This window comes from Neoactinobaculum massilliense (genome assembly GCF_900604955.1).
Lineage (GTDB): Bacteria > Actinomycetota > Actinomycetes > Actinomycetales > Actinomycetaceae > Neoactinobaculum > Neoactinobaculum massilliense.
Map to the genome: position 1 here is coordinate 68,744 of NZ_UWPE01000002.1, position 22,396 is coordinate 91,139.

Sequence of the window (22,396 nt, forward strand, 5' to 3'; positions counted from 1 at the left end):
GTCGGCAACCGCCTAATGCGCGGACCAACCGTCTAGTCAGTGACCGACCGCCCAGTCAGCGGCCATAATTCGGAGCGTGTGCCCGGGGAACCCTGGGCACACGCTCATATACGGGCTCGCGGGCTCTATTACCGCTTGGAGCAGACACTCGTGCCCAGGCACCGGGCGCCCCGCTACGCGGCCAAGCCCGAACCCTGCCCTATCGCGCTCCTTGTGGCACGGGCTCGATGTCGATCATCCCGGGGATGCTGGTACGCGAAACGGTGCCCGTGCGCGCGAAATCCGTCCATATTTTCCGCAGCGGCGCGCCGATCTGCTTTACCTTCGCCGGCGGCAAACCCATGAGTGCTGCCGCGTCCGGTTGCACTTTCCCTGCGTCAAACAGCAGCACCGTATCCAGCGCGTGGCATGCACCGAACGCGGATTCGGCGTCGTACCAAGAAAATACGTAACGAAACACCGTGCCACCGTGCGAACGGTAGTCCCGCGCGAAGCGGCGCGTCCCGGTGCCGAAGATTCGCTCGCCGTAGCCGCGCAGGACACGTTCGAACAGCGGACGGGTCAGCGGGAAGCGATCGAGCGCGATAAGGGCCGGCCTGCCCGCGATGTACGCGGCCAGCTCGCGCGTGTTGGAACCGATGAGGAGTTCGTGCGCGGGGGCAACCTCGTCCCAGCGCGCCGATACGTCTGCAGCGGCAGGTAGTGGGTCCACGCCAAGGTGCGGGCCAAACACCATGTGACGCGCAATCGACTTTTCGGGTACATGCGCAATGATGTCCGCCTGGGCGCGGCGGAGTTCCGCCACACTGGCATCCACAGGCACCCGATTGAAGCGTTCCAGGACTTCGCGGTCCATATGCTCCCGGCCCGTCATGAGGCCCAGCGGGTCACTCTCCATGATGGCGCGGCGATACAGGTGATCCGTGCCGCGTGCGAGCATGAGGCTGCGAACGGCGTCGGCCCCGGCGGACTGTCCAAAGATGGTCACATTCTCCGGGTCGCCTCCGAAGGCGACGATGTTCGCGCGGATCCAATGCATGGCCGCGATGAGGTCAAGCAGGCCCAGGTTGGCAAGGTTTCCTGCGCGGTCTCGGACGAAGCCCAGTACGCCCAGGCGGTAGTTGGCGCCCACCACGATCACGCGTCCCTCAGACACCAGCGGCATGCGGCCGTACTGGTCGCACCCGCCGTCCCGATAGGAGCCGCCGTGGATCCAGAGCATGACGGGAAGCCGTTCCCCGGGCCGCACGTCAGCCGGCACCGTGAGCGAAAGGTACTGGCAGCTCTCCTCCTGCGCTACCTTCGAGTAGCCGGTACCCAGCAGTGCCGCCACCGTAGGGGAGGGCGCCTGAATGGCCATGGGTGCCGGCACGGTCATGGCGTGCACGCCCGCCGGATAGGTGTAGGGAACGGGCGGCTGGTAGCGGGGCGCGGCGGCGTAGCGGATCCCCAGTAGATGGATCACGTTTCCCTCGACGACGCCGGTGAACCGGCCCGCGTTACACTTCCAGACCCGTGTATCACTCATCGTGTGTCCTCCTGTGGGCGTGGCATGCTTTCTCTGGCTGTCAGCCGGGACGGCCGCCGGCTAAGAAAGCGCGCCGCCTATCGGAGACATCCTGAGCTTCACTAACCTGCCGCCTGTTATTTCATGCTCACCAGGATCTTTACCTCCGACGGGTTACCACGGAGGCGCTCGAAGCCATCCTCCACAATGCGGTCCGCGGTGATCTTTCCGGTGACGAAAGGCGCCACATCCACCTCGCCACTCTGGATGAGGCGAATGGATTCTTCGTGGTCATGCGCATAGCCAACGCAGGATCCAATAATGTGATCACCCAGCGTTAGCTGAGCCAGAATATCGAGCGGATATGACGCACCATGGAGCGCAACTACTTCGATACGTCCGCCCGGGCCCAGCACGCTGAACAACTGATCAACCACCGCGCTGACGCCTGCAGCATCAATGGCAATGTCTGCCATGAAGCCGTTGGTGGCCTTCCGCACCACCTCGACCAGATCTTCCTTCGCGGGATTGACGGCGATCTCCGCAACGCCGGTGTCCAGTGCCTTCTGGCGGCGTACATCTGCCAGCTCGGAGATGATCACCCGCACGCCGTATGCCTTGAGAACGGCCGCTGCGGTGAGGCCGATTGGTCCGGCACCACCCACCACCGCAACCTTGCCTTCGCCGTCGTCCCTGCTGCGGATGCCCGCGTGACGAATGGCGTGGACACTGACGGACAGCGGCTCAACCAGTGCGGCCTGATCGAGCGGAATGTTGCCGACGGGGTGGGCGAACGCCTCGCGGATGACCATGTGTTCGGAGAGGCCGCCACCGCCGCCCGAGATACCGATGAAACCCATCTTCTCGCACAGGTTGTACTTGCCGGCGCGGCAGGCCGGGCACTCGTCGCACACCAGCAGCGGTTCAACGGCCACGTGGTCACCCACGGCCACACGCGTGACGCCCTCACCCACTTTTTCCACCACGCCGGAGAACTCGTGGCCGAACACCACCGGAAGCGTCTCGCCTGAGAGCGGGTGCGGCTCCGTGGTGAATGGGGCGGGCGGAATCGGTCCGTCGAAGTACAGGTGCAGATCGGAACCGCAGATGCCATTCCACGCGGGCGCAACCTTCACCTGACCGGGGCCCACCTCCGGCTCCGGGGTGTCGTCGAGGCGCACGTCCTCTTTTCCGTAGTAGCGAACAGCCTTCATCATCAACCTCCTTGTTGTGAGTAGCTACTTCGGAGTCTATCGGCGGGCTCCGACAGGTTTTCTGGGCTCTCTGGGTGGTGTGTTACGGGAGGAGGCGCTGGGCACAAGCGCTGTAAGTGCTCAGTGGCGCGCTTGCGACGCCCGCGGGTGCCGCAAGCGACGCGCCACCCGCGTGGGGGTGCGTCGGCAATCGAGTCAGAAGCCCACCTCAAACCTGAAAACCACCCTCAGCTAACTTGCGTTGAAGCCGCATTTTTCCAATAAGCGCACCGGAATTTCACGCGTATTGGAAAGATCCGCCGGCGGAGTACAGTTAGCGCACCGGATTGTGAGGTGAAAATGCCAGATTCGCAGTACCAAGCCGATGCGCCTACCAACGCCGCACCCACTCCGGCCGACGGCGTCGGCACATCCGCCGCGCACTACTCCCCCAGCCACGTACCAATAGCGCCCACCGGCGTCGTTCGTACCTCAGAGCCGTACGAATTCCTCAGGAAACTACGCTACGTGGATGCGGACGGCGGCAAAGCCGCCTACGAGCGGCGGATCGGGGCGCCTGGTACTCGGCGGATCAAGATACCGGGCCACTCCATGTTCTACGTGCCCCTCCCGCAAACCGAGGCGGCGGTGGAGGAGATTTACGCCCGCGAGCGCACTATTAACGCCACGTGGCGCACGCTGCCGCCGGTGGCCACCACCAGTTTTATTCAGAGCCTCATTATCCATGAGGTGATCTCCACCAACAACATCGAGGGTGTGCACTCCACGCGCCGTGAAGTGCAGGAGGCGCTGGCGAAACCGAACGTGCGGCTGTCGTCGTTCGTGCGGCTGTTCCTTGAGCTCACCGGTGATCACCCCGCGCGCATCGCCACGCTGGAGGATATTCGCGCCGTCTACAACCGGGTAACCGAGGGCGAAATCTCCCGCGACGACCTCCCCGATGGCCAGCTGTTCCGGAAAGAACCGGTGCTTATCACCACGGGTTCGCAGAAGATTGTGCATCGCGGCGTGTATCCGGAAGCTAATATTCGCGCTGGTTTGGAGACGATGCTGGGGCTGTGGAAGCGGCCGATCAGCTCGCGCCTGGTGGCTGCAACGCTCTCGCATCTGCTGTTCGAAATGATCCACCCGTTCTATGACGGCAACGGCCGCACAGGACGGTACCTGCTGGCGCACGCGCTGCGGCAGACACTCTCGATCTCCACGGCGCTGGCGGTCTCGCCGCAGATCAGCGACGACAAAGAGGCCTACTACCGCGCTTTCATCGAGGTGGAGGACGCACGCAATCGCGGCGAGTGCACGCAATTCGTCACCACCATGCTCGATTTCATCGGCCGCGCGCAGCGCTGGGTGCTAGGCACAATCGGACCGAAGAGCACATCGCTAGCCCGCGCGCACGAGCTGCTCCAGCACCTCGCGCCCACCATCCGTTCCAAGGCCGAACGCAATACGCTGTTCGTCCTCGCGCAGGCCTACCTCTTCGCCGAGGACCACGCCACGGATCTGGACACGTTCGTCGCCACCTATGGCTCGTCTCGCCGCACATTCCGCGACGCCTTGCGCGAGCTCGAGGAGCAGGGCCGCGTGGTGACCGTTCGCCGGCGGCCGCTTCGGTTCGCGCTGTCCACCGCGGAGGCGGAGCGGCTCACCCTCGACGTCGATTAGTACGACGCCGCTGGGGTAGCCGGATAGCACGCGCCGATTGGTACGACGCCGCCACGCGCGTACCTGCACAGGCAAGGTGGAGGTGTTGCGATGGAAGTGGAATGGCCGCGAATGAAGCGGGAGCACACGCCTACTTGAGGCGCGTCTCAGCTTCGACGACGCTGAAGGGTGCGGACTGCGAGCTCACGGCCACAGTACCCGGCACCTGGTAGGTGGTACCCATGGCCGTGAACGACGCTGACCAGGTGACGGTCAGGCCCACACTAACCCCGGTGGTTGGGTGCGCGTAGGTGTGGCTGATGGTGCCATTAGGCCAGGCGCCGCCCGGGCTGGTGGAGGTGAAGGACGCCGAGCCGTCGCCCGGACTCCACGTGTAGATGACCGGCGTGAGGTGAACTGTGACCGGCACACCCAGGACGGTGAGCTCAGCGTTATGGGCTGTGGCGTCAGTGGAGTAGTAGACGGGTTTATTGATGAGGACCTCTGCGCGGGCGGGCGAAATGCTGATAGTTCCCCGCTGGGCGGCTAGCTGCGCGACATCGCGTTGGGTGATAAGCGTGGCAGGATCCGGCGCCTGGGGTGCTGACGCCGCCGGTGCTGGTGCGGAAGCAGCCGGCTGTGCCTGGCCCGGAACGCCGAGAGTCATGATGCGACGTCCGTTTTGGTCAAAATAGATGAGTTCGTTTTCGCCATCGAACTGCACGGATGGCGGAGCATCACTGGCAGCACCGCCCACGCCGTGGGAAGCCCCGCGCCCGCGCGCGGTCCCGCTGGAATGCCCGCCGGTGGCAGTGCCGGCCTGACCAGTCACTCCGGAACCCGTATCCTTCCCTGATACTTCTCCAGAGATATTGAAACTTACACCTGATACAGACCCACCCCAGGAAAATGTGGAAGATCCAGGGAGCGCCGTACTATCCAGCCGAATCGCTCCGGCGGCCACCGCCAAAAGTACCGCTGAACTTGAGAGCATGACTTACTCCGTCGCTTCTGGACTGGCATTTTCATCAGCTTGAATCGCGCCATCAAGCATCTGCCACCCGCCAGATTCTTGCGCTGCATCAAAACCGATCACAGCGTCTTGAGAGCCAATCGGTCCGCGAATTCCCTGCGGGTCAATCACCTCTGCCTCACCACGCCTGACAGTTAATTCCACATGGAACGCACCGTCGTGCTGCTCGCTGGGGAATACATGCGTATCAAGTACATCAACATCCGGGATTTCAAGCCACTGACCACGATTCTCATCGTGAACACGATCCACAAAATACTGGCATGGCTTGCAGCCCGGCCCCGACATAGCTTGAAGCTCCGAGTCATCGCCTGTCGCCTCGGCGTAGAGGCTCTGGCGGATGTAGTAGGCGACCGCCGCCGCGGCTCCCTCTTCCGTGTTGTTATCCATGACCGCCGGCCGTTCAGGCGGCGCCGCACTAATCCGCCCGGCAGCGCTCGCCGATGCACTCGGCGTGGCCGCCTCGCTCTCACTGGAGGATTCGGACGCACCCGGACTCGCGTGGCCGCTGCAACCGGCCAACATCATGACGGCCGCAGTAGCGGCCACACCCCATCTCCTCATAAGGCAAAAATACGGGACCGGGGCGCCCAGCCGCAGACCACATCCACACCCTGTGGAAAACCCGCTCCGCTCATGAACTGCGCACCGCTGCGCGCGTAGTACTGGGATTAATGGCCATTAGACCCAGTGGGGGATGGGCGGCCGGGCGATTCCACGTTCGCAGGTGATTAGGGTCGTTCGAAGGTGCACTCACCACCTACCAAGTGCATTAAAGGCCATTAAACCCGGCCAGTGGGAGAGTGGCCTGCACCTCCCGCGCTGGTTCGCAGGTAATTAGTGCTGTTGCCAGGTGTATAGACCACCTGCAAAAAGCTTTAAAGGCCATCAAACCGCAGAAGAGCGGGGCGGACACAATTGCCCATCCCGGCTCAAAGGTGGTTAGTGCCGTTCACTGGTGTACAAGACACCTCCAAACGGCATTAAAGGCCATTAAAACCGAGGGCGGGTGGTCGGCCCCTCCACTCGGGCAGTCACGCTTGCTATGCCGCGGCCCGATTCTGCATTCGCAGGTGATTAGGGTCGTTTAGAGGTGTATAGACCACCCGCAAACAGCTTTAAAGACCATTAAACCGCAGAGGGGAGGGGTGGCCATTAAAGCCGGCAGGGAGAGCCAACAGTTAGCCGAACCGACCAACGCAGGTAAGCCGAGGCCGGTAGCCCGCCGCCCCGGCCGGGTAGCCGGGCCGGCGTGATAACCTTCCCCGGCCCGGAACACCGCCAGCCTAAATCCCGAACCACCGGATCTCGCTGGCGTCCAGATCCAGCGGGAAGCTGGAGCCGTCGCCCCGGTACACGGTGGTGGATTGCGGCTCGTACGTATTGTTCACCACGCAGTACTTACCGCTCTCCAGGTAGGCATGCACCTCCACGTTGACGTTGGTGGAGAACCAGGTGTGAAGCTCATTTTCAGCGCCCGCGGCCCACAGAATCGCCCGGTACAGCACCCGGCTATTCAACGCGCTGTAAGGCAGTCCGGAAATGTACACGCCGCGCCCACGCCCGTACTGGTTCGCGGCCATCTGCACTTCGCGGTCCTTCTGTATGAGCACATCGGTGCCCTCCAGCGCATAAATGGACTTCTTGCCCTCGCCGAAGTTCACCCCGCCGGCAACAACCTGAGGCCCGAAATCACCAACGGCACCGGCACCGCCGTCAGCCCCAGCTGCGCTCGCACCAACCGTCGTGTCCGAACCATCCCCACCCTGGCAATCCGCCAGAATGAAGTGGTCCCGGTGCTCCTCCCAGTTGTACTTGTCGTAATTGAGGGTGAACCCGGTTTCCTTCTCCACCCCCAGCGGCGCCGCGAGTTGCAGGAACCGCCCCTGGTACTGGTGTCCGCCGGGTTCGCCCACGCCAATCAGTCCGCCCCCGTTGTGAACGAACCGCTTAATGGCCGAGGACACCGCCGGATCCTCCCACACCGCACCACCTGTGTGAGCCGTGTCGGCATCCCCAACGTTGATGATCACATCCACGTCCTCCAGGGCGGACGGGGAGGCTACGACGTCGTCGAAACTAATGAAGCGCACATCAAACGGCGCACCACTGAGCGCCTCAATCACGCCGGCGTAAGAATAGTTCTGCTTCTGGTAGAGCGCGTGATGGACCATGTGCGCACCCCAGGACCGCATCTTGCCCCAAGAATTGAGCACCGCCACCCGCTTGAAGCTGAAGGGCTTAGCCCCCTTGATGTTCGCGTAGAGCTCGCGGAACTCGCCGGCCACGCTCTCCACGTACGCCACGAAGTCCGGGAACTCGTAAGCCAGCTTGAGGTAGCCGCCATAGCCGATGCGGTCGATGGGGCTACGTAGAATGGCGCGCCGCGCGGTCACCCAGTTTTCCCGGGCTTCCTTCACCGGATCCGCGCCCTTGTAGAAGGAGTCGGGGAAGAAGTAGGGCAGGAAGCGCCCCTCCGTGTACTTGACGCCCTTGATGTCGGAGATGAGGCGCAGTGTGGAGCCGTTCCCCACGCTCCCCACGATCGCGTCCACCCCGGACTGGCGGAATTCCTCCATGTACGGCTCGGTACCAATCCAGTGGTCGCCGAGGAACATCATGGCTTCCTTGCCGTACTCGTGGCAGATGTCGGTCATTTCGCGCACCAGCTTGGCCACCTCGCGCCGCTGGAACGCCTGGAAATCCTGGTACTCCTTCGAGGGCACGCGGTACTGATTATTGTAGTAGCCCTGATCAATGATGAATTCGGGGCGGAAGCGATAGCCCACCTCGGACTCGAACTGATCCAGAATGTAGGGGCTCACGGAGGAGGAGTAGCCGTACCAGTCCACGTATTTTTCCCGCCGCAACTCGTCGAATACCAGGGTGAACTGGTGGAAGAATGTGGTAAACCGCAGCACGTCCACGTGCGGATTGTCCTCGATGAACTTGCGGAGCCGCTTCAGGGACCAGGCGTGAGTTTTGGGCTGACGCACATCGAAGGTGATCTGGTGCTCCACGCCGGTCCAGTTGTTCACCACGGCGTTGTACATGTGCACGGGGTCCCAGATGAGGTAGGCCAGGAAGCTCACGGTGTATTCGTGGTAGGGCGCGGGCTTCGGAATCACGACGACGCCGTCTTCCGCCCGGTACTCCCATTCCGCCGGATCGAGGGGCTCCCCTGTAGTACGGTCCACCACCTCCCACCAGCGTTTGATGTCATCGTGCGTATTGGGCTTCATGAGTTCGGGGCTGATGCCCTTCATGAGCGGAATGGCCAGGGGCTCCTCGGTGGCCGTGTGGAATGCGGTCATGATGTAGCTCTGCTGCACCTCGTCCGGATTCGCCTTGGCCCACTCGTTGTCCTTGCGGGTGGTGTAGTACGTCTTGTAAATCTTGGCGTCCACACCCCGTAGTTCCTTGGGGAATTCCGCGCCATCGCAGTCGCGGATGGCATCGGCTCCCCAGCGCTTCATCAGCTCCAGGGTTTCGGGAACAACGTCAAGATCAGTGGGGATGGTGAGGCGGCCGCGCATGAAAGTTCCTTCGTCATTGATGGGACAAGCTGGCCCGGGGAGCGGCCCCGGGGTACTGCTAGCCCGGATATGTCCGGGGTACTGCTAGCCCGGAGGCCACGCGGCTCCCGGGGTATACCAACCCGGAGTCCCGGCCTCACGGAAACCGCTCGGCATGCAGCACGCCCGGGTCACTACCCGCCCGGCCTGCGCCGGCATGGGTATGCCGAAAGTGTAGCGCGGAAATTACAGGCATCTTGTCCCATTGTCAGACATGCGATGGCATTACCATGGGACCTAGCGGCCTAACGCACAATGAAAGTGAGAGTCATGTCGCGAACCACAGAAGAAATCCATAGCCAGCCTGAACTTTGGCGCCGTGTTGCCAGCGTAGACACCTCGGCGCTTCCGGCCCCCGACCAGCGTATTGCCGTGATCGGATGCGGCACGTCCTGGTTCATGGCGCAGGCCTACTGCTCCATGCGTACCGCCGTCACCGGCGCCCCCTCCTACGCCTACACGGCCACGGAGTTCCCCTACTCAGACGTGGATACGGTTGTGTGCCTGTCCCGTTCCGGCACCACCACGGAAGTGGTGGATGTCCTCAAGAAAACGCGCGAGGCCGGCATCCCGAACCTCCTCATCACGGCCGTCTCCCCCGGCCCGGGCACGCCCTTCGCGGATAAGGAAATTGTCCTCGATTTCGCCGACGAGCAGTCCGTTGTTCAGACGCGCTTCGCCACCACCGCACTCGCATTCCTCCTCGGTTCTCTGGGGTTCGACGTCGAAGCTGCCGCCTCGGATTGCGAGCGGGCACTGGCCACCGAAATTCCGGAGCGCTGGGCGAAGGCCGAGCAGATTACCTTCCTGGGAACGGGGTGGACCATTGGGCTGGCCAACGAGGCGGCGCTCAAGTGCCGCGAGGCCTCCCAGTCCTGGACGGAGGCCTACCCGGCCATGGAGTACCGTCACGGCCCCATTTCGATCGCGCAGCCCGGCCGGCTCACGTGGGTATTCGGCAAGGTGCCCGAGGGCATGGCGGACCAGATCGCGGCCACCGGTGCCGAGCTGGTTACCTCCGATCTCAACCCGCTCGCCCAGTTGGTACTCGCCCAGCGCGTGGCTGTTGCACGCGCTGAGGATCGCGGGCTCAATCCGGATACGCCGCGTCACCTGACGCGGTCCGTCATTCTCAAGTAGCATGCGTGCCATCGCCGTGGACGTGGGGGGCACGTCCATCAAGGGTATTGTTGCCTCCGATACGGGAGAGATCCTGGCGCGAGCCCGCCTGTCCACGCCGGGTGCCGGAAGTCCGGCGACGCCGGGAACTGCGACGACGTCGGAGCCGCACGTAACGCCCCCGGTCACGGAAGTGGGTATGGGCTCTGACGAGCCCGCACGTACCCGCGCCGCTTCTTCGGAATCTGACGGGAATGCCGCTTCTTTGAAACCCGCCGGGAATCACGGCGTCGCCATGCCCGGAGCTGACGTGGCGGCCGCTATCGCCTCGGTGGTGGAGCAACTTCGCGCTACGGATGCCGGGCGGAACGTAGACACCGAGGCCGTGGGTGTGGCCGTCCCCGGCATCGTGGATGATGCCGCCGGCCGCGTGGTGCTGGCCGTAAATCTCGGGTGGGAGAATGTGCCGTTACGTGCTCTCATCGAGGAGGAGTTGGGCGGACCCGTGGCCCTCAGCCAGGATCTCCGTTCCGGCGCCCGTGGTGAAGCACGCTGGGGCGTGGGCCTCTCCGATTTCATTTACCTGGCCGCGGGAACGGGCCTGGCCTCCACCGTTGTATTGGATGGTGAGCCGTTCGCACCGAACCCGTGGGCGGGGGAAATTGGTCAGTTGCCCTATCCCACCCGGGAGGGCACGGTACGGCTGGAGGAGCTTGGCTCGGCGCGGGCCGTCGGCGCGCTCTACACGCGTCGGCACCCGGATAATCCGTTGGATACCGCGGCCGTGGTGCGTGCGGCGCTCGATGGGGACCCGGCCGCGCTGGATACGCTGACCACCTCGCTTACCGCCCTCGGTTACGCCATTGACGCCGTGCGCCACACGGTGGGCGCGCTTCCCGTGGTGATCGGCGGAGGCCTCATGAACGCTGGGCCGCGGCTGCTGGACATGCTCGCCCGAATCATGGCGGACTCGCCCTCGCCCATGCCGGCGCCGATTCTTCACGCCGCGGCCCTGGGGGACCAGAGCCAGGCACTGGGAGCGGCGGCGCTGGTTATGCCGGCCGGCTAGCCGGCCGGCCCCGCGATCGTCACCACCGTTGACGTCTCCGGGGTCCCCACACCCCGCCACCGTTGACCGTCCGCGACCATGTCCGTCCCCGGCCAGGTCTGTCCCCGGCCAGTCCCCGGACCTTCTCCGCACTTGTGCGCCGTTAAGGCTTGTTGCGGGCCGCTAAGCGGTCCGCAACGGTGCATAACGGCGCACAAACACCGACCACCGGCACCCCGCCGAACCACCCAGCCCACATCCCGGCCGAACCACCCAGCCCACCAACACCGGTCACCGACACCAAGCCGAATCACCCGGCCTATCAACCATCCGCCGTCCCCGAACGGCGTCGAAAAGGAGTGCATCATGATCTGGACGCTGACACCAAATCCCGCCATCGACACCACCTACCAGGTGCCCACCCTCACCGTGGGTGGCGTGCACCGTGCGGCGCCCCCGCGCGTCGTCGCCGGTGGAAAGGGGATGAACGTGGCCTCGGTGCTGGCTCAGCTGGGCGTTCCCACCACGGTCACCGGCTTTCTGGGCGGCGCGGCGGGGCGCGAGTTTCTCGCCCTGCTGCAGGCGATGCCGGGCGCGGACCTCATGACACCGCGCTTCGTGCACACGGGCGCCACCACCCGCCGTACCATCTCCATCACGGATTCGCACGGCGGCACGATCATCAATGAAACCGGGGCGCCCGTAGCCGTGCAGGATTGGGATGCGCTCACGGAGGTGTTCAACGACGTTCGTGCCGGCGACGTCGTAGCCATCTGTGGCTCATTTCCGCCGGAAACTGCACCCGGCCGGCTCACGGCGCTCATTGCCGCGATCCATGAGCGGGGTGGCACCGTGCTGGTGGATACCTCGGGCGCGCCGCTGACGGAGGCGGCCCACGCCGGTGCGGACGTACTCAAGCCGAATGAGGCGGAGTTGGCGGCCGTAACCGGCACGGATGATGTGAATGCCGGGATGGCGCAGCTGCTGGCCGGCGGGACGGGGCTGGTGGTGTGCTCGCGCGGCGAGGACGGCCTCATGGCGCAGCTCGCCGGGCAGGAGCCGCTGACGGTGCCCGCACTGACACGTACCGCTGGTAATCCCACCGGCGCCGGGGATTCCCTGGTAGCCGGGCTGGTGCGCGGCATCAGCCCGGACGGACTCGCGGCGGCCAAAAATCCGGACCAGCTGCGCGCATGGCTGCGAGACGGGCAGGCGCTGGCCGCCGCCACCGTCGCCTCCCCGATTGCCGGGCGGTTCGACGCCGATGTGTACGCCCGCCTGCGTGCCTAGCGGCGGCTGACCCGGGGCTGGCCGGATGGCGGCCGGCCCCACGCAGGCCTGCTCGCCGACCGGCGTCACGCAGGCCCACTCGCCATTCGGCCCCCGCAGGCCCACACTCACTATCCGATTCCCCGTTCGCAGGCGCCTAGTGCACCGGCCCCCGTTCGCAGGCGGTTAGTGCACTTGAAAGGTGGCTAATACACCTCCAAACAACATCAAAGGCCTTTAAAGCAATATGGAGCCTCCTTAATGGCCATTAAACCGGTGGGGGAACTGCATTAACGGCCATTAAAGCAACCATAGGAACACCGAACCGGCGAACTACTGGACTACACCGGCGTCGTACGGAAACAATGGAATAAAAGAAAGGACAGCAATGCTTGCAGATACTGCTGAGCTCGCCCGCAAAGCTGCGGCGAAGCGCGAAGGGCTCGGGGCGTTCAACGTGGTGCTCCTCGAGTTCGCAGAAGCATTTGTGGACGCCGCCGAAGCCGCCGGACGCCCGATCATTTTCCAACTCTCCCAGAACGCAATCGCCTATCACGGCGGCCGGCTAGAACCGCTGGGGAAGGCGCTGCTGGATCTGGGCGCCTCGGCGCACGTGCCCGTCGGCGTGCACCTCGACCACGCGGAGAGCGTGGACCTGTGCCATCGCGCCGTGGACATGGGCTTCACCTCCATCATGTATGACGGCTCCAAGCTGCCGGATGCGGAGAACCGCGCCACCACCGCGGCCGTCGCCGACTACGCGCACGCGGCCGGTGTGTCCGTGGAAGCAGAGTTGGGCGAGGTGGGCGGCAAAAACGGCGTGCACAACCCCACCGCCCGCACGGATCCGCAGGATGCGGCGAAGTTTGTGGCGGACACGGGCGTGGATCTGCTGGCCGTGGCGGTGGGTTCCTCGCACGCCATGGCCACACGCGACGCCGTTTTGGACACCGGGCTCATCTCCCGCATCAAGGCGGCCGTCCCCGTCCCGCTGGTGCTGCACGGCTCCTCCGGCGTGCCCGACGCCGGCATGGTGGACGCCATTCACGCCGGCATGACCAAGATCAACGTGTCCACGCACCTCAACGTGCTCTACACGGCCGAGGTGCGCCGAGTGCTCGCGGCCGATCCCGCCGTGGTGGATCCGCGTAAGTACGGGAAGCCGGGGAATGCTGCCGTGCGCGCGGAGGTGGAGCGGTTGCTGCGGCTCTACGCCGGGGAATAGCAGGGGTCAGGGTGCCCGGGAGCAACACTTCGTTCAGCGCTGGGGCTCCCAGGGCGCACGACGCCGTTCGGGCCCCGCACTAGGGTCCGGGAAAGCTCGGCGGCGGCTCAGAGAGGCCCGCAAAACGCGGGCCTCTCTTTGCTCTCACCCGAGCCGGCCATCACCTACGACTGTCCTAACCGGGGTCCTCCCAGCCGGGGTCCTCCCAGTCACTCCTTAGCCCAGTCGCTCCATGCGGATCGGGATGCCGGCAGGCGCGTGTACGCCGCCATTCGCGTCCAGTTCGAGCGCGCTGAGTGCCGCCCGAATCACCACGGATATCTGTCCGGCCCCGCCATTTGGTACAGCCTCACAGTTCGATCCGCCGTCACGGGTTGTTCCGTCCTCACGGCCCGGTATGTCCCTGCCGTTTCGCGCGTCGCCGCCAGCATCACCCACTACCGTCGCGGTCCACTTCTGGCAGTTGTCCTCAAAAATGGCGCGTTCCTCCGGCCGGATCACCTGATTCCAGGGCAGGTCACCCTGATCCTCCTCACCGGCAAGGTTGAGATCACGGCGGAACCCGCGCGCCGCCCGGACGGCCGCAGGATCCGGGCCATCCGCCAGTTCTGGCCGCCCGTCCTCATCCATAATGACGCCCAGCGAATTCCGGCCGCGCCGCAGCGAAAGATACCGCCCCGACCGAGCTTCCCGCAGCTTGATGTAGTGGTCCTCGGTCTCCTCCAGACACCAGGCATCCCCCAGCGCCGCGAGCGCGGGAATGCGCCAAAGTGCCGCCTGCCCCACCGGCGCCCCAGCCGTCGCGGCCAATCCGCTACCGGGTGCCGCCTGCGCAGCCAACTGCGCGGAGGCCAGCCCCGCGGAGGCTGGCGCGTCGGACACCAACCCCGCCGACACCAACCCCGCCGGAGCCCGCACGGCCGGACGGGCCGGTACCTCGCGGTCCAGCATCTCCCTTACCTCCGCCCAGGTGTGCCACGGATGCGTGTGGCTCCAGCCGGCCTGTGCGGTGACGGCGAGGCCATCTCGCACCTCGTCGGCCACCTGATTTTCCGTCTCCATCCACGCTCGATCCGGCCAGATGGAGCACCGGAGTCCGGCGACTCCCGCTTCTCGGTAGGTTTCCCCGTCGTCGAAACGGTCCTCCAGCCGCTCCTCGTAGATAGCACGCGCATCCACCGCAAACGGTTCCGAGCGGGACCAGTAATACTGGATCCCCGTGTTCATTACGTGGAATCCGGCCTGGAGCAGGGCTCCCGGCGCAAGCGTCTTGTAATACCAGTACTCGATGGTGATATCCCGGTCCAGCTCCACAATGTTGGGGACCACCACGCCGTCGTTCCAGATGCGCAGGTGCTTCCCACGCGCCTTCATGCCGTGAGCTACCTGGTTAATGAAATCGAAGAACATGTCCCGCGGCTGGGCGCTCGGCCCGAATTTACGCCGCGCCGCCTCCCCGATCTGCGGGAAATCCGCGTAGGTAAGATTCGCGTATTCGAACTCGTCGGCCCCCATGTGCCACCACGACGAAGCAAATACATCCGCGTAGGTGTCCACGATGGACAGGTAGAAATCGGCCGCGTCCTCCCGCGTGAAGTCCAGCCGCTCGAGGTCCGGTTCACCATCCCCGCCGCGCCGCAATGCCCGGTCCGGGTGGGCGGCCAGGAACGGGCGCATGTGCGATGGAGCGTTCACCTCCGGGACGACGTCGATGTGCGCACTCCGGGCCGCTTTCACAATCGCGGCAATTTGGTCCCGGCGCCAGTATGGCCAGGGGGAGCCCGGCTCGGCGATATTCGCTTCCAGGAGTAACTCATTGAGCCGGAGCTTGCGCATGCGGGCAAGTAGCTGCGAAATGAACGGCTCACTGTAGGTGAGCGTGGAGGCGGAAAGCGTCACGCCGCGGTGGGCGAAATGTGGCGCCGCCGCGACCCGCCCACACTCGAGGGAACTCCGCCCCGCCGCCCGTGCTTCGCGCTCCAGCATGCCAAGCGCATCCACGCCGTACATTAGACCGGTCGGATCCGCCGCCGTCACCGTTGCCACATCCGGCGTGATCGTCAATACGAACGCTTCAACGGCCCGATCCCCGAGGTCCCGACGTTGCCCCGCGCCCCCGGCCGCCGCGCCCTCACTATCGGAGCTCTCTCGAACGCGGGCACCGGCGTCGAACTCCCCAAGCAGGGTGCCGCGGTCCACCAGCTCGGTACGCATGCGGCCGCCCACCTCCCATTCGCCGTCCCACCGTTCTTCCGGGGGCAAACTGGGGATAATGAGCGGCCACATATGTACGCCTTTCGGGACTATTTAACTGCTACTGCTTAACCGATTGCCGCGGTACCAAGCGGGCCGCGGCGGCGTCGGAAAAACCCGGCCCCTATTGCTTCACCGAACCCGCAGCCAGACCGGCCTGCCAGTACCGCTGCAGGAAGACGAAGATGAGGATCAACGGGATCACACCGAACAGGGCACCCATCATGAGCACGCCACGTTCGTTGAAGGTGGCCAGCGACACCATGCCGTACAGACCTAGCGTGATGGGCTTGAGGGAGTCCGAGGAAATCATCATGAGGGGCAGCAGGAAGTTATTCCACGTGGCCACGAACATGAACAGGAAAATTGTTACCAGCGCCGGCGCCAGGATGCGCAGCACAATGGTGAAGAAAATCCGGGACTCAGAGGCACCATCAATACGCGCGGCCTCAAGCAGCTCCGTGGGCACCGACGTTTCGGCATACACGCGCCCCAGGAAGAAGCCGAATGGGGACACGCAGCACGGGATAATCATCGAAGCCATCGTGTTATCCAGCCCAACGGACTGGAAAATCGCGTACTGCGGGATGGTCATCAGGGCCGCGGGCATGAGCAGCGCCGCCATCACGATGCCGATGGCCACGCCCTTGCCGCGGAACCTGAATTTCGCCGTGGCGTAACCCGCCATCACCGAGGTAATGGTGCCGATTGTGGCCGCCACCGTGGAGTAGAGCACCGAGTTCCCTACCCACTGCCAGAAGTATCCGCGCGTCTGGTTGAGCAGCTCCTGATAGTTGCGGGCAATCGAATCACCCAGCTGATCCAACGGAACCGCGAACCAGAGGCCGGAGGAGGACACCATCTCGCCCGGGGTTTTCGTGGAGGAAATGAGCACCCAGTAGATGGGGAAGAGGAAGTAGATGAGGGCCAGCACCATGATGCAGATGGTGAGAGCCCGGATGCCCGCGGAAGCCCGCATGGACTTGGGCTGCTCCGGAGCCGCGTTCGCGGCGCGCTTGAGAGCCCGCTGCCGACGCCGCTCGGCACGCCTGCTGCGTGTGCTTGCGTTCTTTGCGACACCCGTGGCGCCCTTTACCGCGCCGTTCGCTACGTTTTCCGTGACGCCCCCTGCCGTGTGCTTACCGCTGTTCTCCATTGCCACACTCATGCCTTATTCACCTTCCGATCAGCCAAGAAGTAGGCCACGGCCAGAATGCCGGCGATAATGGCCATCACGATGGAGATGGCGGAAGCCGGGCCGGCGCCCTGCGGAGACATGGACCCCTTCATCGTGTTGAGCGCCATCATCATGGGCGTGAAGTACTTCGGGATGCCCGGATCAGCCGTCTGCATGATCTGGGGCTCGTTGAACAGCTGGATGGTGCCCACGATGGAGAGGAGCATGGCCAGCAGCGCCGCGCCGCGCACGTTCGGGATCTTGATCTTCGTGGCAATTTGGAATCCCGTGCAGCCGTCCAGGCGGGCGGCCTCATAGAGGTCATGCGGGATGGCCTGGAGCGCAGCCAGGAAGATCAGCATGTTGTAACCCGTGAATGTCCACGTGGTGATGTTTGCCATGGAGAGCAAATTCCATCCGTCCGCGAAGAAGTTCACGTCCCACCCGAGCGCCTTCAATCCCTTGACGATGGGGGAAAGCTGCGGGTTATAGAGGTACACCCACACGATTGCGGCCACCACGCCGGGAATGGCGTAGGGGAGGAAGTAGGAGAGTCGATAGAAAGAAACGTGCTTGACGATGAAGGAATCAATAAGCAACGCGAACAGCAGTGCCAGCCCAATCATGATGGGCACCTGGAACAGCGTGTAGAGAATTACCCGTCCGATGCCCGTCCAGAATTCGGAGGACGTGAGCACGTACTGATAGTTCGCGAATCCGGCGAATACGGTTTTCAGCTCGCCGCCGCCGTACGCGCCTCCAGAGGACTGCTGCTTAAAGAATGAGGAGTAGATGGCGTAGAAAATGGGGAATAGGAACACCACCGCGAACAGAATCATGAACGGCGCCATGAATGTCCAGCCGGTACGTGCTTCCTTACGCGCGCGCCGAGAGCGTGAGTTTTTCTGGGCCTGGGTGAGTTGCGCTCCGCTCCCCGAGTCCTTATTTTTTCTAGCCATGCGTCAACCTCTATTGATGGGTGAGGGCCGGCGGCGCACGGCGCCGCCGGCTCAATCAACTTAAGTAGCTCTAGTCAGCCACTAGTTTGCTACCTGGAGGCCAAGATCCTTCAGCGTGGTCTTGGCCTGATCGCCAGCGGAACTGAACACGTCCGCTACCTTGGCCGAACCATCAATGGCCGCGTTCGCCTTATCAGTCATCACCGGGGTGACCGAGGACCAGCCGGGCATGAAGATGAACTTCGAGGACATGTTGGCGGATGCCTTGGAGAACACCGTCATCGGATCCTCGCCGGCGGCGAAGAACGGGCCGTAGGAATCCGGCGTTGCGGGAACGCTGGTGGAAGCAGCGGTCACAAGGCCCTGGGTGGCCAGGTCATCCACCTGGGTGTTGAACCAGTTGTTGAACTCCATGGCCTCAGCCGGGTACTGGCAACCCTTCATGACGGCCACACCGGAACCGCCATCCGGGCCGGTGGCACCGTCTGCATTACCGAACCAGTTCGGCAGTTCAGCCACGGCCCACTTGCCGGCATCCGCGCTATTCGCGCCGTCACCTGCGATGAGCGGAGCCTCCCAGGCGGCACCGATGGTGCCGATGAGGGAGCCGTCAGCAACGGCGGCGCTCCAGGATGCGTCCCACCGCGGCTTGGTGAACACAGCCTTGTTATCCAGCAGGTTCTGCCACACGTCGGCCACGGCCGTGGAGCCGGTGCCCGTGGTGTTTACCTTCCAGGCATCTCCATCCAGCGTGAACCAGGAATCGCCGGCTGCGGCCGCCTGAGCGGTGAGCGCGTTGCCGGCTTCATCAGCCTGGAAGGAGAGGATGTACTTGCCCTGGGCGGCAGCCTTCTTGGCCGCAGCCTCAAGTTCCTCGGCATTTGTGGGTACCTCGATACCCAGCTGCTTGAATGCCTCCGTGTCATAGAAGTACACGAGCGGGCCGGTATCCTGCGGCAGGCCGAAGATCTTGCCGTCCACGCCCATTAGGTTGTATTCACCTTCGGAGAAGTTGTCCTTGTACTTCTCGGCGTACTGGGTGACGTCCTCCAGCAGGCCCTTGGTGTAGACCTCGGGTACTTCGGCGTAGCCCACCTGCGCCAGGCAGGCCGCGTTGCCGGCCTTAACATCCGTCTCCAGCTTCTGGATCATGTCCTGGGCGGCGCCGTCAAACTTGACCGTCTTCACCTGGATATTCGGATGCTCCTTGTTCCAGCGAGACACGATATCCGCCACCTTGGTCATGCCCTCGGCATCCTGGAGACGGTGCATGTAGGTGAGTTCCACAACCTGGCCGTCGCTCGTGGTTGCTTCGGCAGCGCCCGTTGCCTCCTTACTGCTTCCGCCTGACGAGCATCCCGCCAGTGCGAAGGCGGCGGCAGCGAGCATCGCGCCGGCGCCCATGAGGCGCTTCTTGTGCGTAGTCATTCGAATACCTCTCCCTTGAGGTCCCAGAGACTGGGATTTGAATCGAAATATGCGAAAAACATCTGATATTTGATGTCTTACGCATGCATTGTACGGTGCGCTTCCTCACGTTCCTAGGACCCTTTTAAGAATCCGAGGCACGCTCCGCAGGTGCATCGACTATCGTCCCACATCAGTTTCCGGCAGAGTCTGGGGCTTCCCGTCAGGTTCCGCCGAATCGTGAGACAGAATACATTTTTGAGAGAATGTTCACACTCGCGGTTGTGTTCATTCCCGCCGCGCGATGACGACGTCGTTCCGCCCCGACACCCCGAGGCGCCCGCTCTACCGGGGATTCCGAAGTACCCACACGGGCGACCGCACCACTACGTATGATGTTCTTAAGCATATTGGACGTCCGTCTCCACGGCGGGCGTCGCTCATTCGTGCATTAGGAGACGAGGAAGTCCATGACGAAGAGCACAGACGCGCAAAGCGTGAAGTCATACTTTGCCCGCGCGTATGGGCGTAGCCCGGACCGTATCTGGGCCGCGCCGGGACGCGTCAATCTGCTCGGTGACCACACGGATTACAACGGAGGGCTGGCGCTTCCGTTCGCGCTGGCCCAACGCGCCTACGTCGCCCTCGGCTGGCGCGAAGATACCGCTGTTCACCTCAACTCCGCCGGTTTCGAACCCTGGGCCGGCACCCTGGACCACATCGGTCCCGGCATGCCCGCCTCCTGGGCCCAGTACGCTGCCGGCACGGCGTGGGCGCTGGGGATAACGCGGGGGTTCGACGCCGCCATACTCTCCGATGTTCCCCTTTCGGCGGGGCTCTCCTCCTCGGCCGCCATTGGCTGCGCCATGGGTGGCGCGCTGGCCAATCCGGAAACAGTCGGGGAACGGCACAACGTGGTCAACGCATGCGTGCGCGCGGAAAACCAGGTGGCCGGTGCACCCACCGGCGGCATGGACCAAACGGCCTCCATGTTCGCCGCCGCCGGCCACGCCCTTCTCATCGATTTTGGGCGGGACTCCATGATGCACGTACCGCTCGATCTGTCCCCGCGAGGGCTCGCCATCCTCATTATTAATACGCGTGTCACCCACGCGTTGGCGGATGGACAGTACGGCCGACGGCGCGCTGAATGTCAGGAGGCCGCCCGACAGCTGGGCGTTACCGCCCTGGCGCAGGCCACCCCGGAAGACGCCGAGCGCCTGGACGGCATTCTCGCGCGACGCACTCGTCACGTCACAACGGAAACTGAACGCGTGCGCACCGCCGTCGGCCTTCTAAATGCCGGCACCCCCGAGAAACTGGGGCCCGTACTACTCGCCTCCCACACCTCCCTCCGTGACGACTATGAGGTATCCTGCCCCGAACTCGATACGGCGGTGGAGGCGGCCATGGAGGCCGGTGCTCTCGGCGCACGCATGACGGGTGGCGGATTTGGCGGCTCCGCCCTGGCCCTCATCCGGGAGGCAGACCGCCCAGCCATCACGGAAGCCATTAGGATCGCCTTTGCCCGGCACGGATTCACCGCACCGGAAATGTTTACTGCCGTTCCGTCCCAGAGCGCAGAAAGGATTTCACTATGACCGCCCTCGAGGAGTGCCTAGAAAAGTTGCGCGGCGACGGTGCCAGCCCGTTGGCCATCAGAAAATTCACCCACTACTGGCATCAGGTACAGAGCGGGGCCACCGGGCTTATTCCAGAGGACACGATCGAGCCCATCGAAAGTGTGGAATCACTGGGTGATACGCACTTTGACGAGGCCGAGGTGCGCGACGCGCTGGGTAAGACGGCCTTCCTCAAGCTCAACGGTGGGCTGGGCACGTCCATGGGTTTGGACCGCGCCAAGTCCCTCATTCCCGTCCGCGATGGTCTTCGTTTTATTGACATCATCATGCGGCAGGTGGAGTACGCGCGCGCCACCACCGGCGTGAATATTCCGCTGCTGCTCATGGACTCGTTCCGCACCGCCCGGGATATGCACGAAATTATCCCGGATGATTTCAACGGCGATGTTGATTTCGAACTGATGCAGGGGCGCGAGCCGAAGATTCTCGCGGACACCCTGGCACCCGCCACGTGGGAGAAGGATCCCGCCCTTGAATGGTGCCCGCCGGGACACGGCGATATTTACACGGCCATGTGGGACACAGGCCTGCTGGACAAGCTGCTGGAGGCCGGCTACCGCTACCTCAACACGTCCAACGCGGATAATTTGGGGGCCTTCCCCAGCGGGGAAATTGCCGCCTGGTTCGCCGCGAGCGGTGCCGATTACTGCCCGGAGGTGTGCGTGCGCACGCTGGCGGACGTCAAGGGTGGACACCTGGCGCGGCGCAAAGCGGATGGACGCGTCATCCTCCGCGATACGGCACAAACCCCGCCGGAGGACATGGATTACTTCACGGATCTTCATCGCCATCCGTATTTCCACACGAATAATCTGTGGTTCAACCTGGAGTCTCTCCGGGATCTGCTCAAGCGCAACGACGGTTTCATTGACCTGCCGCTTATCCGCAACCACAAGACGGTGGATCCCCGGGATCCTGAATCCCCCGCCGTGGTGCAGATCGAATGCGCGATGGGCGCGATCGTGGAATTCTTCCCCACGGCAATCCCACTCAATGTGCCGCGTTCCCGCTTCCTCCCGGTGAAAACCACCAATGATCTGCTGCCTCTCCGCTCGGACGCCTACCGTTTCTCCCCGCATTCCTCCCTGGATTTGCTGGCTGAGGAGCCGCCGGTGGTGTTCCTCGACAAGCACTACTTCAAGAACATTGCGGATTTTGAGGACCGCATCCCCACCGTCCCCTCGCTGCGCGAATGCCACACGCTGACGGTGACGGGTGACTGGCGTTTCGAGCAGCCGTCCACCTTCCGCGGCGACGTCACCATCACGGGAAACGGCGTGATTTAACCATGTTTGCCCCGCCTTCCGTCCCCAGCATCCCATC

16 protein-coding genes are annotated in these 22,396 nt (G+C 63.8%); 7 read left to right on the plus strand and 9 right to left on the minus strand.

What is annotated here, in order from left to right:
* Nucleotides 1-199 precede the first annotated feature (199 nt).
* Nucleotides 200-1,528 carry a carboxylesterase family protein gene (locus EIH27_RS06690; protein WP_124040229.1) on the minus strand — a complete coding sequence of 443 codons (1,329 nt, stop codon included), beginning with the start codon at nucleotides 1,526-1,528 and terminating at the stop codon, nucleotides 200-202.
* Between the two features lie 116 nt (nucleotides 1,529-1,644).
* Nucleotides 1,645-2,724, minus strand: coding sequence for a 2,3-butanediol dehydrogenase (locus EIH27_RS06695; protein ID WP_277424098.1), 1,080 nt, complete (start codon nucleotides 2,722-2,724; stop codon nucleotides 1,645-1,647).
* A gap of 336 nt (nucleotides 2,725-3,060) precedes the next feature.
* Between EIH27_RS06695 and EIH27_RS06700 the strand changes: the two genes are divergently transcribed.
* Nucleotides 3,061-4,386 carry a Fic family protein gene (locus tag EIH27_RS06700; protein WP_124040230.1) on the plus strand — a complete coding sequence of 442 codons (1,326 nt, stop codon included), beginning with the start codon at nucleotides 3,061-3,063 and terminating at the stop codon, nucleotides 4,384-4,386.
* A gap of 130 nt (nucleotides 4,387-4,516) precedes the next feature.
* On the opposite strand, the gene EIH27_RS06705 is transcribed toward EIH27_RS06700, so the two are convergent.
* The 3 genes from EIH27_RS06705 to gnpA all read right to left on the minus strand — a co-directional run bounded on the left by EIH27_RS06705 (nucleotide 4,517) and on the right by gnpA (nucleotide 8,934).
* Nucleotides 4,517-5,197: a hypothetical protein gene (locus EIH27_RS06705; RefSeq protein WP_124040231.1), complete on the minus strand. Its 681-nt coding sequence runs from the start codon at nucleotides 5,195-5,197 to the stop codon at nucleotides 4,517-4,519.
* Between the two features lie 165 nt (nucleotides 5,198-5,362).
* Nucleotides 5,363-5,962 (minus strand): DUF6318 family protein, encoded by a 600-nt coding sequence (locus EIH27_RS06710; protein ID WP_338133972.1) that lies wholly within the window; start codon nucleotides 5,960-5,962, stop codon nucleotides 5,363-5,365.
* A gap of 722 nt (nucleotides 5,963-6,684) precedes the next feature.
* Nucleotides 6,685-8,934, minus strand: coding sequence for a 1,3-beta-galactosyl-N-acetylhexosamine phosphorylase (gene gnpA / locus EIH27_RS06715; protein WP_124040233.1), 2,250 nt, complete (start codon nucleotides 8,932-8,934; stop codon nucleotides 6,685-6,687).
* Nucleotides 8,935-9,243: 309 nt separating this feature from the next.
* Here gnpA and EIH27_RS06720 point away from each other — a divergent pair, with 309 nt between their 5' ends.
* The 4 genes from EIH27_RS06720 to EIH27_RS06735 all read left to right on the plus strand — a co-directional run bounded on the left by EIH27_RS06720 (nucleotide 9,244) and on the right by EIH27_RS06735 (nucleotide 13,634).
* Nucleotides 9,244-10,113 (plus strand): SIS domain-containing protein, encoded by an 870-nt coding sequence (locus EIH27_RS06720; protein WP_124040234.1) that lies wholly within the window; start codon nucleotides 9,244-9,246, stop codon nucleotides 10,111-10,113.
* Nucleotide 10,114: 1 nt separating this feature from the next.
* Nucleotides 10,115-11,161 (plus strand): ROK family protein, encoded by a 1,047-nt coding sequence (locus EIH27_RS06725; protein ID WP_124040235.1) that lies wholly within the window; start codon nucleotides 10,115-10,117, stop codon nucleotides 11,159-11,161.
* Nucleotides 11,162-11,506: 345 nt separating this feature from the next.
* A complete protein-coding gene (locus EIH27_RS06730; protein WP_164461634.1) occupies nucleotides 11,507-12,430 on the plus strand; it encodes a 1-phosphofructokinase family hexose kinase in 924 nt (307 codons plus the stop codon).
* A 367-nt stretch (nucleotides 12,431-12,797) separates the two neighbouring features.
* Complete coding sequence (locus EIH27_RS06735; RefSeq protein ID WP_124040237.1) at nucleotides 12,798-13,634, plus strand: class II fructose-bisphosphate aldolase; 837 nt, start codon at nucleotides 12,798-12,800, stop codon at nucleotides 13,632-13,634.
* Nucleotides 13,635-13,850: 216 nt separating this feature from the next.
* Here the strand turns inward: EIH27_RS06735 and EIH27_RS06740 are convergent, their stop codons facing one another.
* The 4 genes from EIH27_RS06740 to EIH27_RS06755 form a co-directional block, all read right to left on the minus strand.
* Nucleotides 13,851-15,920: a family 20 glycosylhydrolase gene (locus tag EIH27_RS06740; RefSeq protein ID WP_124040238.1), complete on the minus strand. Its 2,070-nt coding sequence runs from the start codon at nucleotides 15,918-15,920 to the stop codon at nucleotides 13,851-13,853.
* A 91-nt stretch (nucleotides 15,921-16,011) separates the two neighbouring features.
* Nucleotides 16,012-16,866 (minus strand): carbohydrate ABC transporter permease, encoded by an 855-nt coding sequence (locus EIH27_RS06745; protein ID WP_206424922.1) that lies wholly within the window; start codon nucleotides 16,864-16,866, stop codon nucleotides 16,012-16,014.
* A 185-nt stretch (nucleotides 16,867-17,051) separates the two neighbouring features.
* On the minus strand, nucleotides 17,052-18,023 hold the full coding sequence (locus tag EIH27_RS06750) for a carbohydrate ABC transporter permease (RefSeq protein WP_124040239.1): 972 nt from the start codon (nucleotides 18,021-18,023) through the stop codon (nucleotides 17,052-17,054).
* 81 nt (nucleotides 18,024-18,104) lie between these two features.
* The gene (locus EIH27_RS06755) at nucleotides 18,105-19,451 is read right to left on the minus strand and encodes an ABC transporter substrate-binding protein (protein ID WP_124040240.1); all 1,347 of its coding nucleotides are present in this window, start codon (nucleotides 19,449-19,451) and stop codon (nucleotides 18,105-18,107) included.
* Between the two features lie 449 nt (nucleotides 19,452-19,900).
* Here EIH27_RS06755 and galK point away from each other — a divergent pair, with 449 nt between their 5' ends.
* Nucleotides 19,901-21,031, plus strand: a complete 1,131-nt coding sequence (gene galK / locus EIH27_RS06760; RefSeq protein WP_124040241.1) for a galactokinase — start codon at nucleotides 19,901-19,903, stop codon at nucleotides 21,029-21,031.
* On the plus strand, nucleotides 21,028-22,359 hold the full coding sequence (locus tag EIH27_RS06765) for a UTP--glucose-1-phosphate uridylyltransferase (protein WP_124040242.1): 1,332 nt from the start codon (nucleotides 21,028-21,030) through the stop codon (nucleotides 22,357-22,359). The genes galK and EIH27_RS06765 overlap by 4 nt, the downstream gene beginning before the upstream one ends.
* Nucleotides 22,360-22,396 lie beyond the last annotated feature (37 nt).

Excerpts from the sequence above, each read along its gene's own strand:
- EIH27_RS06730 (WP_164461634.1), top strand. The coding sequence starts at position 11,507 with ATGATCTGGACGCTGACACCAAATCCCGCCATCGACACCACCTACCAG.
- EIH27_RS06765 (WP_124040242.1), top strand. The coding sequence starts at position 21,028 with ATGACCGCCCTCGAGGAGTGCCTAGAAAAGTTGCGCGGCGACGGTGCC.
- EIH27_RS06710 (WP_338133972.1), bottom strand. The coding sequence starts at position 5,962 with ATGAGGAGATGGGGTGTGGCCGCTACTGCGGCCGTCATGATGTTGGCC.
- EIH27_RS06700 (WP_124040230.1), top strand. The coding sequence starts at position 3,061 with ATGCCAGATTCGCAGTACCAAGCCGATGCGCCTACCAACGCCGCACCC.
- EIH27_RS06755 (WP_124040240.1), bottom strand. The coding sequence starts at position 19,451 with ATGACTACGCACAAGAAGCGCCTCATGGGCGCCGGCGCGATGCTCGCT.
- EIH27_RS06745 (WP_206424922.1), bottom strand. The coding sequence starts at position 16,866 with ATGCGGGCTTCCGCGGGCATCCGGGCTCTCACCATCTGCATCATGGTG.
- EIH27_RS06750 (WP_124040239.1), bottom strand. The coding sequence starts at position 18,023 with ATGGCTAGAAAAAATAAGGACTCGGGGAGCGGAGCGCAACTCACCCAG.
- EIH27_RS06740 (WP_124040238.1), bottom strand. The coding sequence starts at position 15,920 with ATGTGGCCGCTCATTATCCCCAGTTTGCCCCCGGAAGAACGGTGGGAC.
- EIH27_RS06735 (WP_124040237.1), top strand. The coding sequence starts at position 12,798 with ATGCTTGCAGATACTGCTGAGCTCGCCCGCAAAGCTGCGGCGAAGCGC.
- EIH27_RS06695 (WP_277424098.1), bottom strand. The coding sequence starts at position 2,724 with ATGATGAAGGCTGTTCGCTACTACGGAAAAGAGGACGTGCGCCTCGAC.
- EIH27_RS06720 (WP_124040234.1), top strand. The coding sequence starts at position 9,244 with ATGTCGCGAACCACAGAAGAAATCCATAGCCAGCCTGAACTTTGGCGC.
- gnpA (WP_124040233.1), bottom strand. The coding sequence starts at position 8,934 with ATGCGCGGCCGCCTCACCATCCCCACTGATCTTGACGTTGTTCCCGAA.
- EIH27_RS06725 (WP_124040235.1), top strand. The coding sequence starts at position 10,115 with ATGCGTGCCATCGCCGTGGACGTGGGGGGCACGTCCATCAAGGGTATT.
- galK (WP_124040241.1), top strand. The coding sequence starts at position 19,901 with ATGACGAAGAGCACAGACGCGCAAAGCGTGAAGTCATACTTTGCCCGC.
- EIH27_RS06690 (WP_124040229.1), bottom strand. The coding sequence starts at position 1,528 with ATGAGTGATACACGGGTCTGGAAGTGTAACGCGGGCCGGTTCACCGGC.